The organism is Spirosoma sp. 209 (assembly GCF_002006735.1).
GTDB lineage: Bacteria > Bacteroidota > Bacteroidia > Cytophagales > Spirosomataceae > Spirosoma > Spirosoma sordidisoli.
On record NZ_MVEC01000020.1, the window covers coordinates 1 to 15710 of the forward strand.

Below are 15710 nucleotides of genomic sequence, written 5' to 3' on the forward strand. Positions count from 1 at the left end.
AATCCGCCCCTCGATTCGGCCCGGGTGGGGCAGCGCTTCTGCCACAACCCGGCCGCCTTCGATGCCGACGGCGACAGCCTGGCCTATCGGCTGAGCGTACCGCAGGAAGGGCTGCAGGATGCCGGTTGCCGCGGTCGGTTCATTCCGGCCTACCAGGACCCGACCCGCTTCAGCCGCACCTCCGAGACGGGTGGCACCCCCACCTTCCAGATCGACTCCCGCACGGGCGAGCTCTGCTGGGATGCCCCCGGCGAAGAAGGCCAGTTCAACTTCGCCTTCATCGTCGAAGAGTGGCGCAACGGCGTGCTCATCGGCGAGACCACCCGCGACATGCAGATCATCGTGGTCGACAACCCCAACCGCCGACCCCGCATCAACCCCCTGCCCGACCTCTGCGTGGAGGCTGGTACGCTGATCAACCAGCCCGTAACGGCTACCGATCCCGATGGACAGCGGGTCATCATCACCGCCTTTGGGGGTGTCTTCAACGTGGGCCAGGACGGTCGTCCGCTGGCTCCCGGCGAACTCATCGCTCCGCAGTATGCCCAGCTTATTCCGGCCAACACGGCCCTGGCACAACCCGCCACGGTCAACTTCCGCTGGCAAACTAACTGCAACCAGATTCGGGAAGCCCCCTACGACGTCACCTTCAAGGTCAACGACGTGCCGCCCCGGGGCACCAACTCGCTGGTGTCGTTCCAGACCCTGCGCATCCAGGTCGTAGGCCCATCGGTCAAGAACCTCACCGCCCGACCTACCGCCACCGCTACCGGACGAGCCATCCAGCTCAGCTGGGATCCGTATACCTGTGGCCCTCCGGGTACACAGCTGATCATATACCGCAAAGAAGGTTGCGAAAACATTCAGATTCCGCCCTGTAGCACCGGGTTGGCAGCCAGCACCGGCTATCGGGAGATTATTCGGGTACCCATCACAGCTACGTCATACGTCGATACCAGCGCCCTGCGCCGGGGCGTCAGCTATTCGTACCGGCTGGTGGCCGAGTATCCCGACCGCAATGGTGAGTTCATCAATGGGGGTCAGAGCATAGCCTCCAACCAGGCCTGCCTCGAACTCCCCCTGCTGGCCCCCGTCATGACCCAGGTCACCGTCGACTCCACCCGCGACACCAACGGACAGATCACCGTCCGGTGGAGCCGACCCATCGGACTCAACCCCGGCGACCTACCAGGACCCTACCAGTACCGGCTCCAGCGGGCCACCGGACTCGACGCCCAGGACTTCGCCACCATCGCCACCATCAATACCAGCCTGCTGCCCAACCCCGACACCGTCTTCGTCGACCGCGGTACCCCCAGCGCCCCCCTCAACACCCAGGCCAACCCCTATAGATACCGCGTCGAGTTCTTCTACACCAGCACCGCCGGACAGCTCACCCGGCTCGACGTCACTGAAGCGGCCTCCAGCGTGCGGCTCACCACCCGACCCGCCAACCGGCAGGTCAGCCTCAGCTGGCAGGCCAACACCCCCTGGGCCAACACCAACCAGACCCACCTGATCTTCCGCAGCCGATCCGGACCCAACGGACCCTTCAACCAGATCGCCCAGGTCAGCGTCCAGGGACCCGACTCCTTCACCTACGTCGATGACGGCACCGACCGGCTCGCGGCCGATGGCAACACCAGCCGCACCCTCTCGGCCGACTCCAGCTACTGCTACCGGGTGATGACCCGGGGCCGCTACGCCGACGCCCGCCTGGCGGGCCTGGGCCTGCTGATCAACTACAGCCAGGTCAGCTGCGCCACCCCCGCCGACACCACCCGGCCCTGCCCCCCCAGCCTGCGGCTCGACAGCCTGGACTGCGCTAGTTTGAGCCCCGAGAGTGGCTGCAACCAGACCAGCTTCACCAACCAGCTGGCCTGGACACCCACCCAGGGACCCACCTGCGACCCCAACATCGCCACCTACCGCATCTACTACGCCCGCTACCAGCCCGACACGCTGGGCCTGCTGACCAGTGTGGCGGCCCCCACCACCAGCTTCAGCCACAGCAGCCTGACGACGGTGGCGGGCTGCTACTACGTGACGGCCGTCAGCCAGCGGGGCCTCGAGAGCCGCCCCTCCAACCTGGTCTGCAACCAGGCCTGCCCCTACTTTGCCCTGCCCAACGTGTTCACCCCCAACGGAGACGACAAAAACGACACCTTCCGGCCGATGCGCTGCGAGCGGTTCGTGGAGCGGGTGGAGCTGGTGGTCTACAACCGGTGGGGGGCGAAGGTCTTCGAGAGCAGCGGGCCGACGGTGAACTGGGACGGTCGGACCAGCGACGGTCAGGAGCTGCCCAGCGGTCTGTACTACTACCAGGCGACGGTGTACTATGCGGTGCTGGAGCGCAACGCGGCCCCCTCGGTGATCAAGGGCTGGGTGCAGATCATCCGGGGCGGAGGGGCCTGACCCCAACCCACCCTAAATAGAAAAGCGAAGGGGGCTGATGCGTTTGTTATAACGCATCAGCCCCCTTCGCTGTATTCGACGGATTACTTCATGTTATGGTATACGGTCTGAACGTCGTCATCTTCTTCGATGCGCTCGATCAGCTTCTCCACGTCGGCGGCTTCGTCGTCGGAGAGTTCCTTGTAGTCGTTGGCGATGCGTTCAAACTCCGCGCCTTTGATCTCGAACCCTTTTTCTTCCAGGTATTTCTGGATAGCGCCGAAGGCCGTGAATTCGCCGTAGATGACGATCTGGTTGGTATCTTCGTCGAGTTCGAGCTCGTCGCCACCGTAATCGATAATGTCGAGTTCGAGTTCTTCCATATCGACCCCGTCGGCCGGGATGCGGAATACCGATTTACGATCGAACATAAAATCGAGCATTCCCTGCGTGCCGAGGCTACCACCCAGCTTATTGAGGTAGCTGCGGATATTGGCTACCGTCCGGTTGTGGTTGTCGGTGGCGGTTTCAATGACCAGCGCTACGCCGTGGGGGGCATAGGCTTCGTATACGATTTCTTTATAATCTTCCTGATCCTTCGATGTCGCCTTCTTGATGGCCCGCTCCACATTCTCCTTGGGCATGTTGGCGGCCTTGGCGTTCTGGATGATAGCCCGCAGGCGCCCGTTGGTGTCCGGGTCGGGGCCCCCGCTTTTTACGGCGATCACAATGTCTTTACCAATTCGGGTGAAGGTCTTGGCCATCTGCCCCCACCGCTTCATTTTCCGGGCTTTCCGGTATTCAAACGCGCGTCCCATTTTGTTGAAAAAATGATGAGTGATTAGTGATGAGTTACTGCTGGTATGCCGGACTTATACAACCTGATCGTCGCTTACGGCTACCAGCTCGTCGCTGAATATATCGACCTGCCCCCGAACCAGATCCTCGAAGGTTTCGCGCTGACGAACCAGATGCGGCTTGCCGTCGTACACCAGGACTTCGGCGGGCCGTTCGCGCAGGTTATAATTCGAGGCCATGCTGAATCCGTAAGCCCCTGCATTCTCGAGCGACAGTACATCGCCGGGCCGCACTTCGGGCAGCTGCCGATCCAGCGCGAAGGTGTCGGTTTCACAGATGTAGCCCACCACGTCGTACAGCCGTTCGGCACCGGCTGGGTTCGAGACGTTCAGGATATGGTGGTAGGCTTCGTACATCATGGGCCGAATCAGGTGGTTCAGGCCAGAGTTTACCTGCACAAAGGTGCGGGTGGGGTTTTCTTTCACGACGTTGACCCCAACCAGCAGGTGGCCGCTTTCGCTCACCAGCAGTTTGCCGGGCTCGAAACACAGCTCCACCTCGCGACCATACCGGTCGCAGAATGATCGGAAAGCGGCCGATACCCTGGCGCCCAAATCGTTCAGGTTGGTGTAGTAATCGCCTTCGCGGTAGGCCACTTTGAAGCCGCTGCCGAAGTCGATAAACCGCAGATTCGGATAGTCGCCCGCCATGTCGAACAGCACGTCGGCAATTTTCAGGAACGTATTGCTGTCCTTGAAGTCCGAACCGGTATGGATGTGCAGCCCCACCACCGGAATCTGATACTGCTCTACCAGGGCCAGAATCTGGTCGCGGTACTGGTTGGGAATCCCGAATTTCGAATTTTCGTGGCCGGTCTGGATCTTGAACGTTCCGCCCTCGGCAATGCTGGGATTGATCCGCAGCGCCACCGGATACCGGCTGCCATACGTCTGCCCGATCTGCTCGAGCAGCGGCAGACTGTCGGCGTTCAGCTGCAAGCCCATTTCCAGTGCCTCCTGAATTTCGGGCCAGGCGTTACCGCTGGGGGTGTACATGATCTGACCAGGCTCAAAGCCCGCCAGCAAGGCCAGCCGCGCTTCGTTAACCGACACCACCTCTATGTCGATACCCTGCATCTTCATCAGCTTGAGGATGCTCAGATTGGTCAGGGCTTTGGCAGCGTACTTAATCTTCAGGTTGACCCCCTGAAACGCCGACCGGAGCGAGCCGATTTTTTCGATAATTTTGTTGGCGTCGTAGACGTATAGTGGCAGGCCGAACTCGTCGGCGATGTCCAGTACATCAACACCCTGAATTTGATAGCGGTAGTCTGACAGTTGCATAATCGGAAAACGAACCGCAAAATTACTTGATCTTTCCCCCATGTACAAAATTCACTGTAGGCTCCTGCTCGTCATTCTGCTCCAGAGTGCCCTGCTGGCAACCGCCCAGGTTCCCGTTACCTCCCGAACGAGCAAGACCGGCACCCCCCGGCGGGCCGCCCCGGCTACCCTCCTGCAGTCGGGGCCCATGGTTGGCTACTCCGACAGCCGGGAAGTAGCCCTCTGGGTACAAACCAACAAACCGGCCCGGGTGCAGATCCGCTACCATGAAGCGGGCAAGCCCAGTCCGGCTTACCTGACCAGCGAGGTACAAACCCACGAGAAAACGGCTTTTACAGCCCACCTGCTCGCCAACCAGGTGGAACCCGGAAAAAAGTACGCGTACGAACTACTGATCGGGGGCCAGAAGGTGAGCCTGCCCTACCCGACAACGTTCCAAACCCAAAACCTATGGCAGTGGCGGACGGACCCACCGGCCTTCCGGTTCGGCGTCGGAAGCTGCACCTACGTCAACGAGACAGCCGTTGACCGGCCCGGTACGCCCTACGGCAATGGCTACGAAATCTTTACGGCCCTCAACGCCCAGAAACCCGACTTCATGCTCTGGACCGGCGACAATACCTACACCCGCGAGGTAGACTGGAACAGCCGGACGGGTGTACTGCGTCGCTATACGCACACGCGCTCGCTCCCCGAAATGCAGCCGCTGCTGGCCAGCACCCATAACTACGCCATCTGGGACGACCACGATTACGGCCCCGACGACTCGGACCGGGCCTACTGGCTCAAACCCGTTACCCTCGAAGCGTTTAAGCTGTTCTGGAGCAATCCAAATTATATCTTCGACGAAGGCTGTACCGGCACCTTCACCTGGAACGACTGCCAGTTTTTCCTGCTCGACGATCGCACCTTCCGGGCGCCCGACGCCATGCCCGACGGACCCGAAAAGACGTATTTTGGCGAGAAACAGATGCGCTGGCTCATCGATGCCCTGCGCTTCAGCAAAGCAACGTTCAAGTTCATCATCACGGGCGGGCAGATCGTAAACCCCTCGGCTATTTTCGAAAACTATGCCGTTTACGGCACCGAACGCGAGCGACTCTTCAACGCCATTACCGAAGCCCGCATTCCGGGTGTGCTGTTCATTACCGGCGACCGGCATCATACCATTCTTCAGAAACTCGACCGGCCCGGCACCTATCCGCTCTACGACCTGACCGTTTCGCCCCTGACATCGGGCCCGGCCAAACCCCGCCCCGAAGAACTCAAACAGTCGACCGTTATTGACGGAACCCTCGTCACCGACCGTAACTTCGGCCTGCTGAGCGTTAGCGGCCCGCTCAACGACCGCGTACTCAACATTAAAGTCTATGATCAGAAAGGCATCCAGCGCTGGACCAGAGACCTGCGTGCCGCTGAGTTAAAATAAACCAGTAACCCAACCCCTCGAATGACCCTACAAACCTTCCCAACCCACGACCTGCTCTCTCAGCATACGGCCGAACACATGGTGGCCCTGATCAATCAAAAACCCGACGCGCTGATCTGCGTAGCCTCCGGCGATACACCCATCGAAACCTACCACCGGTTTGTAGAACTGGTCAGAGCCGGCAAAACCGACGTTAGCCGCTGTATGTTCATCGGCCTCGACGAATGGGTTGGCTTTGCTCCCGACGATGTAGGCAGCTGCTCCTACTACATCTTCCGGGACCTGTTCGAACCCCTCGCCCTGCGGCCCGACCAGATTCGGGTATTCGATGCCCAGTCAGACGATCTGGCAGCGGAGTGCCGCCTGACAGACGAGTTGATCGATCGGCGGGGCGGGCTGGACCTCCTGCTGGTAGGTATGGGCATGAATGGCCACATCGCTCTGAACGAACCCGGCACGCCCTTCACGAACGGTTGCCACGTGAGCCAGCTTGCCGAAAGTACCATTACGGTGGGCCAGAAATACTTCGAGAAAGAAACCGTACTGACGCAGGGCATTACCCTGGGGCTTCGGCACCTGACCGGAGCGCAGGAGGTCATCCTGCTGGTTAGTGGCGAAAAGAAAGCCCCCGTACTGCGCGATGCCCTCACCGGCCCCGTTACCGAGCAGCTGCCCGCCAGCCTTATTCAGACCCACGCGAACGCCCACGTATGGGTCGACGAAGCCGCCGGGCAGCTTGTGCAGGGCCTGTAAGAGTACCTCGTTGACCGCCACCCAAACCCAGACTGGTTCCAGGAGCCGTTCCGGGTTCACCGTAAACTACATACCGTGTCTCACACACCTTCTTACCGTACCGAAATACTGGCCGGGGTCTCTACCTTTCTGGCTACGATGTACATCATTATCGTGAACCCGTCTATCCTGAGCCAGGCGGGGTTACCGTTCAGCGGGGTGCTGACGGCAACGGTACTGCTATCGTTCTTCTGTAGTCTGATGATGGGGCTCTATGCCCGTAACCCGATCGTAGTAGCGCCGGGTATGGGGCTAAACGCCTTTTTCACGTTTACAGCCGTGAAAGGCATGGGCATCCGGCCCGAGGTAGCGCTGGGTGCGGTCTTCTGGGCGGGTATCCTGTTCCTGCTGCTTTCGCTGCTCAACGTCCGGTCGGCCATTGTCCGCATTATTCCGTTACCGATCCGCTATGCCGTATCGGCCGGTATCGGATTGTTCATTACGCTGATTGGCTTCGAAAACGCCCGCTTCATCATTGCCAATCCGGCCACCCTGGTGGGCATCGCCCGCCTGTCGGACCCCGTCGTGCTCACGTTTGTATTCGGCTTGCTGCTGACCGCCGTTCTGGTGGTGCGCGACGTGCCGGGGGCTATTATCATCGGTATCGTTCTCACAACCCTGGCGGCCTGGCCCATCGGGCGGTACTGGGGCGATGCATCGGCCATCAACTTCGGCCAGCGGACGCTCGTTAATTTTCAGGGTCTGATAGCCGCTCCCGACTTCTCGCTGCTCGGTAAGCTCGATCTGGCCGGGTCGTTTAGCTGGGCGCTGTGGCCCGTTATCTTTGCCTTTGCGTTCACCGATCTGTTCGATAGCCTCAGCACCTTCGTGGGCGTGGCCGAAGCGGGCGGCATACAGGACGAAAACGGACAACCCCGAAACCTGAACCGGTCGCTGCTCACCGATGCGGTCTCTACCACCCTGGCGGGCCTGCTCGGCACCAGCCCCGGTACGGCCTACATCGAGTCGGCAGTGGGTATCGCGCAGGGCGGCCGCACGGGGCTGACGGCCATTGTGGCGGGCTGCTGTTTTCTGCCCTTCCTGTTCCTGTCGCCCCTGCTGTCGGTCATTCCGGCCATTGCTACGGCCCCCGCGCTGGTGCTGGTGGGCGCGTTCATGATGAAGCCCATTACCCGGATCAACTGGGGTCAGCTCGACGATGCGCTGCCGGCTTTTCTGGCCCTCGTGCTGATTCCGTTCAGTTACTCCATTACGCAGGGGCTGATCTGGGGGTTTTTATCCTGGACCGTCATCAAAGTAGCCGTGGGCAAACGACGCGACGTACCGCTGGGGCTGTGGATCGTGGACGTCTTCTGCGTGCTGGCGCTGTTTTCGGGCCATTAGCCTCTTACTGCCCGGCCTTCAGTTGCGCATTGGTGCTGAAAACCAGCCGCTGTCCCAGATCGACACGCACCTGTCGGGCCACCGCCACCAGACTGGCCGGAATGGTTATGACATGCCGGATATAAACGACATCGGTGCTGACAGGAACCCGGTTACACGACCATACGGCTGGATCGTTCCATAACCCGGCTTTAACGGTGGCCATATTGAGACAATTGGTAGTGAACAGTACCGAGGCCGAAAAAGCAGAGGCTTCCGTTGCCGAGCAAAGCGTCCGGATCTGCCACTCGTACGTCAGGTTGGCGGTTAGCCCGGTAATGTCCGTAAACCCCTGCCCGTTGGTACTTCCCAGCCCGGCCAGAACGATCCAGTCGGCGGCATTGACGATCCGGTAGCGGACTTCGTAGCGGGTTTCGGCATTGGCCAGAAAATAAGACCAGTTGAGCCGGGCCGAGGTGCTGGTCTGCAGACTTGCCATCAGGTTGACAGGTACTGCACACGAAGGCGTTGTAAAGCCGTTTGTTCCCGAGAACTCCGACACCACGTTACTTTCGCAAAGGGTTCTGACCTGCCATTCGTAGGCGGTGTTGCCGGTAAGCCCCGTTATGGTAGCCTCGGTACCCGTCACAGCGCTCCCCAGCAGCCAGTTCTCGCTGCCGGTGGGTCGGTACCGAATCTGGTACTGGGTGCCAAACCCGGGATAGCTCCAGTTCAGGGTTGCCGAGGTGACCTTTGCCTGCACATACAGACTGTTGGGACTGGCGCACTGGGTGGTAAAAGCAGTGCCAGCCACAAAGTCGGACCCTTCGCTGGCCGAGCATATTGTTCTGATTTGCCACTCATACGTCGTATTGGTCAACAGGCCCGTCAGGTCGGCAGTACCAACGCGGTTCGTACTGCTCAGATTACCCACCAGGGTCCAGTCGGTGGTGCCGAGTGCCCGGTAGCGGAGTTCGTAGCGGCTGTCTGCATCGGCATAGTAAAAAGTCCAGCTCAACCGGGCCGAGCTTACGTTTGTCAAGGCCTGCAGCCCGAACGGCGCCGAACAGGAAGCGGTCTGAAACGTATACGCATCCGAAAAAGCCGAATACAGCCCGTCGCTGCATCGGGTTCTGACCTGCCACTCGTACTTGCTGTTGCTGGTCAGGCCGGTGATAGTCGCGTTGGGCGCCGTCAGCGTATTGATCATGATCCAGTCCGCTGTTCCGAACAGCCGATACCATATCTCGAACCCGGCCCCCGTTTCGGGCGATAGCCAGCCGATGGCAGCCGACGTGACAAACGCATTGACGCTCACGCTGACGGGTGCCGCACATTGGGTGGTAAAAAGCGGGCCGGGCGTAAACGTGGAGCTGGTCGTACCGGAGCATACCGCCCTGACCTGCCATTCGTACTGGGTACTGTTGGTCAGTCCCGTTAGCGAATAGCTGGTCGTAGTCAGACCGTCGATATTGGTCCAGTTGGCGGTTCCGGCTGGCCGGTAGCGCAGATCGAACCGGGTTTCGGCATCCGTGTAGTGACTCCATCGAAACTGAGCTGCCGTGGCCCACACACCGGTGACCTGCATATAGTCCGGATTGATGGCGTAACAACCCGTCGTGAACGTAATGACGGGCAGGTAGTCTGAATAGGCGCCGGGCGAACAGAGCGTCCGCAGCCGGGCTTCGTAGGTAGTGTTGACAGCCAATCCGGTTACGGTCTGGGTCGTATAGCTACCGGATAGATACCCCACAACGGTAGTCCAGCTGAGGCTCTGCAGGGGGCGGTACTGCAATTCATACGTACTGTTCGGTTCGGGCGTACCGGCGTATGACCAGTAGAACGAAGCGGCTGTAGCAGCGGGCTGGCTGCTCATTCCTACCACATTCAGGCAAACGGTCGTAAACGTACCCGAAGGGGTATAGTCGGAGAAGCTGCCCCCCAGGCAGGCTGTTCTCACCTGCCATTCGTACTGGGTGTTGTTGCTGAGGCCGGTCAGCGAATAGCTCGTTGTCGGTACGCTGCTGGTGTTCGTCCAGGTTGGAGTATTGACCGGTCGGTACCGGATTTCGTACTGCCGACCCGGATCATAATAGGCCGTGGACCACGACAGGAAAGCCGACTGCGACCTGACGTTCTGCGAATTTGGGAACAGGGGTGGCTCACACGAGCGCGGAGTAAACTCTGCCGAACCCGAGAAGCCCGACGCTTCGGTAGGCGAACATAACGTCCGGATCTGCCATTCGTAGCTCGTGTTGGTCAGCAGACCCGTCAGATCGAGTGTACCGACGCCATTGGTACTACCCAGATCAGAAATGGTTGTCCAGTCAGTAGTTCCCTGCACCCGGTAGCGAATTTCGTAGCGGGTGCCTGCATCGGCCGAGGAAAAATTCCAGCGCAGCTGAGCCGCATTGGCGTTGGTAGTGGTCTGTAAGCCATAGGGTGCCGAACAGGACGCGGTTTGAAAATAAGCCGGCGGGGAGAAATCAGCCGCAGCGCCATCACGACACAGGACCCGAACCTGCCACTCATACGACGATCCACTGGCTAATCCGGTCAGGGTTGTACGAGTGCTGCTCAGGTTACCGACCGTTGTCCAGGTGGTTGTTCCGGCTGGCCGGTAGCGCAGGTCGTAGCCAGTGCCGCTGGCCTCAGTCCAGGTCAGCGAGGCCGATGTTACCAGCGCAGTGGCACTCAGGCCACTGACCAGACCGCACTGGGTGGTAAAAGCGGGTCCGGGTGTAAACAGCGAATTAGGTGTATTGGGGCACGTAGCTCTCACCTGCCACTCATAAGGGGTGTTGCCGCTGAGTGCGGTCAGGGCATAGCTTGTCGTTGTCAGGCCACTGACCGTGATCCAGTCCGGAGCCCCTACCGGCCGGTAGCGCAGGTCGAATGCGGAGCAGGCGGCTACCTCACGCCAGGCCAACTGTACACCGGCAGACGTGATATTCGTGGCAGTCAGCGTAAGCAGGGCAACGTCGATACTGGTTGTCGGACTCAGGCTGCCCGTGGTCGTGTTGGACGGGCGAATCCGGTAATAATACGTCGTTTGGGGGGCTATGGTGGCGTCAATAAACGTGGTCCCATCCGGAGCCACCCCGCCGATTGGCACGAAGCCCGTAGTGGGCGAAACCGATCGTTCAATAAAGTACCCCATTTCGTTGGTCGCGTTATCCTGCCAGACCAGCTGCACCGACGAACTCGTCAGACTGGCAATCAGACCGCTGGGGGGCGTTACGTTGGCAGGAGGGGCGTTGAGGGTATAACTCGTATGCGTCTGCCGAAGCGCCAGCGCGGCCTGCATCTGGTTGTTCTGGTCAGGAGTAAACTCATGCGCACAATGAGACCGGTAATTTTGCCAATACGACATAATGTTCGACATCGACGGCACATATAGCTCCCCGTTGGCATCGCGGGCGGTACTGGTGGGGCTGTAGACCAGGCAGCCATTTACGTTGATATACCCGATCTCGTCCCACCGGCCGTATGGGTCGGCTGGTGTATCGCACAGAAAATCGCCTTCCTGCAAACAGTTGGCCCCGCTCCCCCGCGTCACCAGCTCCTTGCTCAACTGAGTACCGTTCCCAAAACCAAATGTATGATAGAGCGAAAAATTATGCCCCAACTCATGAGGTACGGTATTATTGGCCAGCCACTCCAGGTTAGCCACCGGATCGTTCAGGGCGTTGGTCAGAATATACGAATGGGTCGACAGTGGATTGTCGTACGGAAAACTCGCCAGGCCGCCATACCCGGCCAGACTACCCGAAAAGTGATTGGCATAGTACTGATTGAGGGCATTGTTATCGGTCTGTCTGGGCGATAAACTACCATCAAAATTGGCAAAAGACCCATCGTCGTCGATGTAGTCGGGGGTACTGCCGGAGAAATAAAACTGGATACCCGTATCATTTTTTAGAAAATAACTGTTGGTCAGGGCCATGACCTGGTTCATACTCGCCAGATCGAATCCGCCCGTACCGTTGCTGCGCCGAAAAATATGGGGCCGAATGGGTACGTAGGTTATAGCCGTCAATGAGCCCGTCTGCGCCCGCTTGCGTTCCAGCGCCTGAGTAGCCAGCTGGACCTGCAAACGAGCCTGGGCCGGCGTCAGTGCCGTTGTACCGCAGGCGGGTACAGCCGTCAGACTGCTGACCTGCGCCGAAGCGGCCTGATTGTGGATGCAGAGGTATACCACAGCAATAATGAATATAGTATAAATTTTTATCATATTTTGAAGAAATAATTTCATCTATATCATACTATTATCAAAGGTTGCTCTTTGCCGCAGGGATATTACCATACTTGACCAATATTTTTTTAATCGGTAGACAATCAGGGCTTTGCTATGCTTTTACGCTAACGCGGCCGCTTATACGCACGAGCTGTATTTAGTCTTTCCTGAACCTCCGGCGGTAAAATTGTACTTTTGTTAATCAGCTTCCTGAAAATCCGGCCACCCCCATTTCAGGCTTTTGTATACAACCGACTCGATTAACGCCGAACTGATGAAGAACCTGTTTCCTGTACTCCTGCTCATCTCCCACCTTGCCTTTTCTCAACAGTATAAAACCAGACCCGTTACGGGCTTGCTGGGTGCTTTTGGCGCCGAAGTGGCCCTGGTTAAACAATCGCTGAAAAACCCGAAAACGGTCGTCGTCGATGGCGTATCGTTCACCACCGGCCGCATTGGCAAACAGCAGGTGGTGGTAGCCGAAACCGGCATCGGCAAAGTCAACGCGGCCATGACCACGGCCCTGATGCTGAACTACTTCCGACCGGAGCGGATTCTGTTCACCGGTATTGCCGGCGGTACCAACCCCGACCTGCAACCCGGCGACATTGTCATTGCCCGGCAAACGGCTCACCACGACTACCAGTCGATCACGATGGACCGGAAACCGACCAGGCAGACCTATTCGCTGTCGGGCAAGGTGAACCCGGCCTTTTTCCTGGCCGATTCGGTCATGCTCAGCCGCGCCCAAACCACGGCCCGGTCGGTAGCGTTCGAGCCGATTCCGCTGACGACGCGCCCGCCAACGGTTATCACCGGGATTGTTGTCACCGGCGATCAGTTCATTTCATCGGCCGAGAAGGTAACGCAGCTCCGTCAGGCCTTCAATGCCGACGCTACGGAGATGGAAGGAGCCGCCGTGGCGCAGGTGTGCTACCAGATGCAGGTGCCCCACCTGGTGATCCGCAGCCTGAGCGACCGCGCCGACGACAACGCCCGTAACGACATGCTGTCGTTTTACCAGACGGCCGCCCGCAACTCGGCCAAGCTGGTGCTGGCCATCGTAGAAGGCCTGTAAACGGCTCGGGCGCGGTCCGGAACTCCGAATCGTTCCAAAACAGTCGCTGTCGATTGGGGGTTAGTTGTCTAGATTACCTCCCGACAACTCAATCGTATGCCATTGACCACTACGCCCGATTCATTCGTAAACCCGTTCAAATCATTCTGGTGGGCAGGTTTCGAATGTACGGACCAACTCAACTGTTTCGGCAATCGGGTCGACTTTTTACCGCTGACGGGACACCTTCAGCTCCTGCGCGACGACTACCAGCGGCTCAGTCCGTTCAACATCCGGACCGTACGCGAAGGAATCCGCTGGAGCCAGGTGGAGCGAACAGCCTACCAGTACGACTGGAGCGTCGTGGAGGCCATGATGACCGAAGGCCACCGCCAGGGTATTCAGCAGGTCTGGGACCTTTGCCACTTCGGGTATCCCGATGACCTGACGCCCCTGCATCCGATGTTTGCCCGGCGCTTTGCGCACCTGTGCCGCGCGTTCGTCCGTTTTTACCGCGACCGTTACCCCGACGATACCCTGATTGTTACCCCCATCAATGAAGTCAGCTTCATGTCGTGGCTCGGGGGCGATGCCTGCGGTACCTCACCCTATTGTACCAAGCAGGGCTGGGAAGTGAAAGTGGGACTGATGCGGGCCTATATCGAGGGGGTTGCGGCCATGCGCGAGATCGATCCCGGCATCCGCATCCTGACCACGGAGCCACTGGTGCAGATTGTCCCCCCGCTTCAGGCCACCGAGCAGCAAATCATCGATGCCGCCATTGCCGACGACAACCAGTTTCAGTCGGTCGATATGCTGGCGGGGCTGCTCACCCCCGAGCTGGGCGGCTCACCCGACTACCTCGACATACTTGGTTTCAACTATTACTACAATAACCAGTGGGTACTGGGCTTTCTGAATTTTCTGCCCTGGGCCGATGCCGTACCCGACCCGCGCTGGGTGGAGCCCCGGCGGCTGCTGATGAAAGCGTACCGCCGTTACCAGCGGCCCATTGTCCTGACCGAAACCAGCCATCCCGGTATTGACCGGCCCCAGTGGATCGAGATGATCGGTCGGGAGTGCGCGGCCGTGATTGAAGCGGGGGTACCGCTCTGGGGCGCCTGCCTCTACCCCATCATCGACCGGCCCGACTGGGACCACCTCGACCACTGGCACCATTCGGGCCTGTGGGATGCCGACCTGACAACCGTGCCCCCCGGCCGGGTGCTGGCCGAACCCTATGCCGAAGCGCTTCTGCGCGCCCAGGCCACCGTAACAGCCGCTCAGCCCACGCTGATAAATACTGTCTGATTTACCGTTACATGCCGACCCCCCCGGCGTCTCAGCGCATCATTTACTAAATCAGACTATGCATCAACGGATAACAGGTTTGTTTCTGGGTACCATGCTGGTGCTTTGCGCAGCCTTCACAACGGTTTTTGCCCAGGTTCAGGGCGGTAATGGAGGAGGTTTCGGCGGTAGTAACGGAGGAGGCTTTGGCGGTGGCAACCGCCCCTCAAACGGCCGGGTCGTGTTATATACGGGTATAAAGTACACCGGGCAGTCGAGGTCATTCGGGGTCGGCAATTTCACGGCCCGGCAGCTCGGCTTCGGCGTCATCGGCAAAATTTCTTCGGTTCAGATTCCCCGGGGCTGGTATGTCGATATAGCCGACAATCGCGGACGGCGGTACCGGCTTACGGCCAGCCAGACCGCCCTGAGCAGCATTGGCTGGGACAATCGGATCGTGTCGGGCGTTATCGGGGTGCTCAACGGCTCGGGTAACGGCGATGGTTTCCAGGGGGGTAACAATGGCGGTGGCGGTAATCAGCCTATCGTGGTCACCCTGCATTACGATCTGAACATGACCGGGCGGGCGGTTAACTTCGCCACCGGCTCGTTTCCCAGCGTAGGCGTAAACGTTGACAGGAATATTACCTCCATCACGGTAGCGCCGGGCTACGCCGTTCGGGTGTACAGTCAGACGGGGCTGCGGGGTCGATCGCAGATATTTGGCCAGTCGGTCAACGACCTGCGCCGGTACGGCTGGGACAACCAGGTGGCATCTATCGTCGTGTATGCCGTGGGGCAGGGCCGCCCGCCCGGTTTCGGTTCTAACTAAGCATCTGTCTACCTGTCTCTTTTTATTACACATCTGCTACTCATATCACCCCGGCCCGGCCGGTTGGCCGCTACGGTCATTAAGATGCGGCCGACCGGCCCCGGGGCAACACAGGCCTAACAAAACAGCAAAACCGATTCGTACACAGGTTCTAACCCAATCGCTACCAATCATCATTGACCGCCGGTTCGTACCGGCTCCATCCGCTCCTACTT

General features: G+C 59.3%; 10 protein-coding genes. 7 read left to right on the forward strand and 3 right to left on the reverse strand.

The window, feature by feature from the left end; translation table 11 throughout:
- Positions 1-2415 (forward strand): gliding motility-associated C-terminal domain-containing protein (locus B1C80_RS24020; protein WP_139361724.1); only part of this gene is annotated, 2415 nt, incomplete at its 5' end.
- A gap of 83 nt (positions 2416-2498) precedes the next feature.
- Here B1C80_RS24020 and B1C80_RS24025 read toward each other — a convergent pair.
- On the reverse strand, positions 2499-3212 hold the full coding sequence (locus B1C80_RS24025) for a YebC/PmpR family DNA-binding transcriptional regulator (protein WP_077923773.1): 714 nt from the start codon (positions 3210-3212) through the stop codon (positions 2499-2501).
- 54 nt (positions 3213-3266) lie between these two features.
- Entirely contained in the window at positions 3267-4535 is a 1269-nt protein-coding gene (gene lysA, locus B1C80_RS24030) for a diaminopimelate decarboxylase (protein WP_077923774.1), read from the reverse strand.
- Positions 4536-4575: 40 nt separating this feature from the next.
- Between lysA and B1C80_RS24035 the strand changes: the two genes are divergently transcribed.
- From B1C80_RS24035 to B1C80_RS24045, 3 genes are all read left to right on the forward strand, one after another.
- Positions 4576-5964: an alkaline phosphatase gene (locus tag B1C80_RS24035; RefSeq protein WP_077923775.1), complete on the forward strand. Its 1389-nt coding sequence runs from the start codon at positions 4576-4578 to the stop codon at positions 5962-5964.
- 21 nt (positions 5965-5985) lie between these two features.
- Positions 5986-6717, forward strand: a complete 732-nt coding sequence (locus B1C80_RS24040) for a glucosamine-6-phosphate deaminase (RefSeq protein WP_077923776.1) — start codon at positions 5986-5988, stop codon at positions 6715-6717.
- A 75-nt stretch (positions 6718-6792) separates the two neighbouring features.
- Positions 6793-8100: an NCS2 family permease gene (locus B1C80_RS24045; RefSeq protein WP_077923777.1), complete on the forward strand. Its 1308-nt coding sequence runs from the start codon at positions 6793-6795 to the stop codon at positions 8098-8100.
- A 4-nt stretch (positions 8101-8104) separates the two neighbouring features.
- Here the strand turns inward: B1C80_RS24045 and B1C80_RS24050 are convergent, their stop codons facing one another.
- Positions 8105-12313, reverse strand: a complete 4209-nt coding sequence (locus tag B1C80_RS24050; protein WP_161492815.1) for a fibronectin type III domain-containing protein — start codon at positions 12311-12313, stop codon at positions 8105-8107.
- A 277-nt stretch (positions 12314-12590) separates the two neighbouring features.
- On the opposite strand from B1C80_RS24050, the gene B1C80_RS24055 reads away from it, so the two are divergent.
- The 3 genes from B1C80_RS24055 to B1C80_RS24065 all read left to right on the forward strand — a co-directional run bounded on the left by B1C80_RS24055 (position 12591) and on the right by B1C80_RS24065 (position 15495).
- Positions 12591-13394 (forward strand): 5'-methylthioadenosine/adenosylhomocysteine nucleosidase, encoded by an 804-nt coding sequence (locus tag B1C80_RS24055; RefSeq protein WP_077923835.1) that lies wholly within the window; start codon positions 12591-12593, stop codon positions 13392-13394.
- A gap of 96 nt (positions 13395-13490) precedes the next feature.
- A complete protein-coding gene (locus tag B1C80_RS24060) occupies positions 13491-14684 on the forward strand; it encodes an amine oxidase (protein WP_077923779.1) in 1194 nt (397 codons plus the stop codon).
- A gap of 58 nt (positions 14685-14742) precedes the next feature.
- The gene (locus B1C80_RS24065) at positions 14743-15495 is read left to right on the forward strand and encodes a hypothetical protein (RefSeq protein ID WP_139361725.1); all 753 of its coding nucleotides are present in this window, start codon (positions 14743-14745) and stop codon (positions 15493-15495) included.
- Positions 15496-15710 lie beyond the last annotated feature (215 nt).

Bases quoted from the DNA above. Each gene is read 5' to 3' on its own strand.
- B1C80_RS24060 (WP_077923779.1), top strand. From the start codon at position 13,491: ATGCCATTGACCACTACGCCCGATTCATTCGTAAACCCGTTCAAATCA.
- B1C80_RS24065 (WP_139361725.1), top strand. From the start codon at position 14,743: ATGCATCAACGGATAACAGGTTTGTTTCTGGGTACCATGCTGGTGCTT.
- B1C80_RS24040 (WP_077923776.1), top strand. From the start codon at position 5,986: ATGACCCTACAAACCTTCCCAACCCACGACCTGCTCTCTCAGCATACG.
- lysA (WP_077923774.1), bottom strand. From the start codon at position 4,535: ATGCAACTGTCAGACTACCGCTATCAAATTCAGGGTGTTGATGTACTG.
- B1C80_RS24055 (WP_077923835.1), top strand. From the start codon at position 12,591: ATGAAGAACCTGTTTCCTGTACTCCTGCTCATCTCCCACCTTGCCTTT.
- B1C80_RS24035 (WP_077923775.1), top strand. From the start codon at position 4,576: ATGTACAAAATTCACTGTAGGCTCCTGCTCGTCATTCTGCTCCAGAGT.
- B1C80_RS24050 (WP_161492815.1), bottom strand. From the start codon at position 12,313: ATGATAAAAATTTATACTATATTCATTATTGCTGTGGTATACCTCTGC.
- B1C80_RS24025 (WP_077923773.1), bottom strand. From the start codon at position 3,212: ATGGGACGCGCGTTTGAATACCGGAAAGCCCGGAAAATGAAGCGGTGG.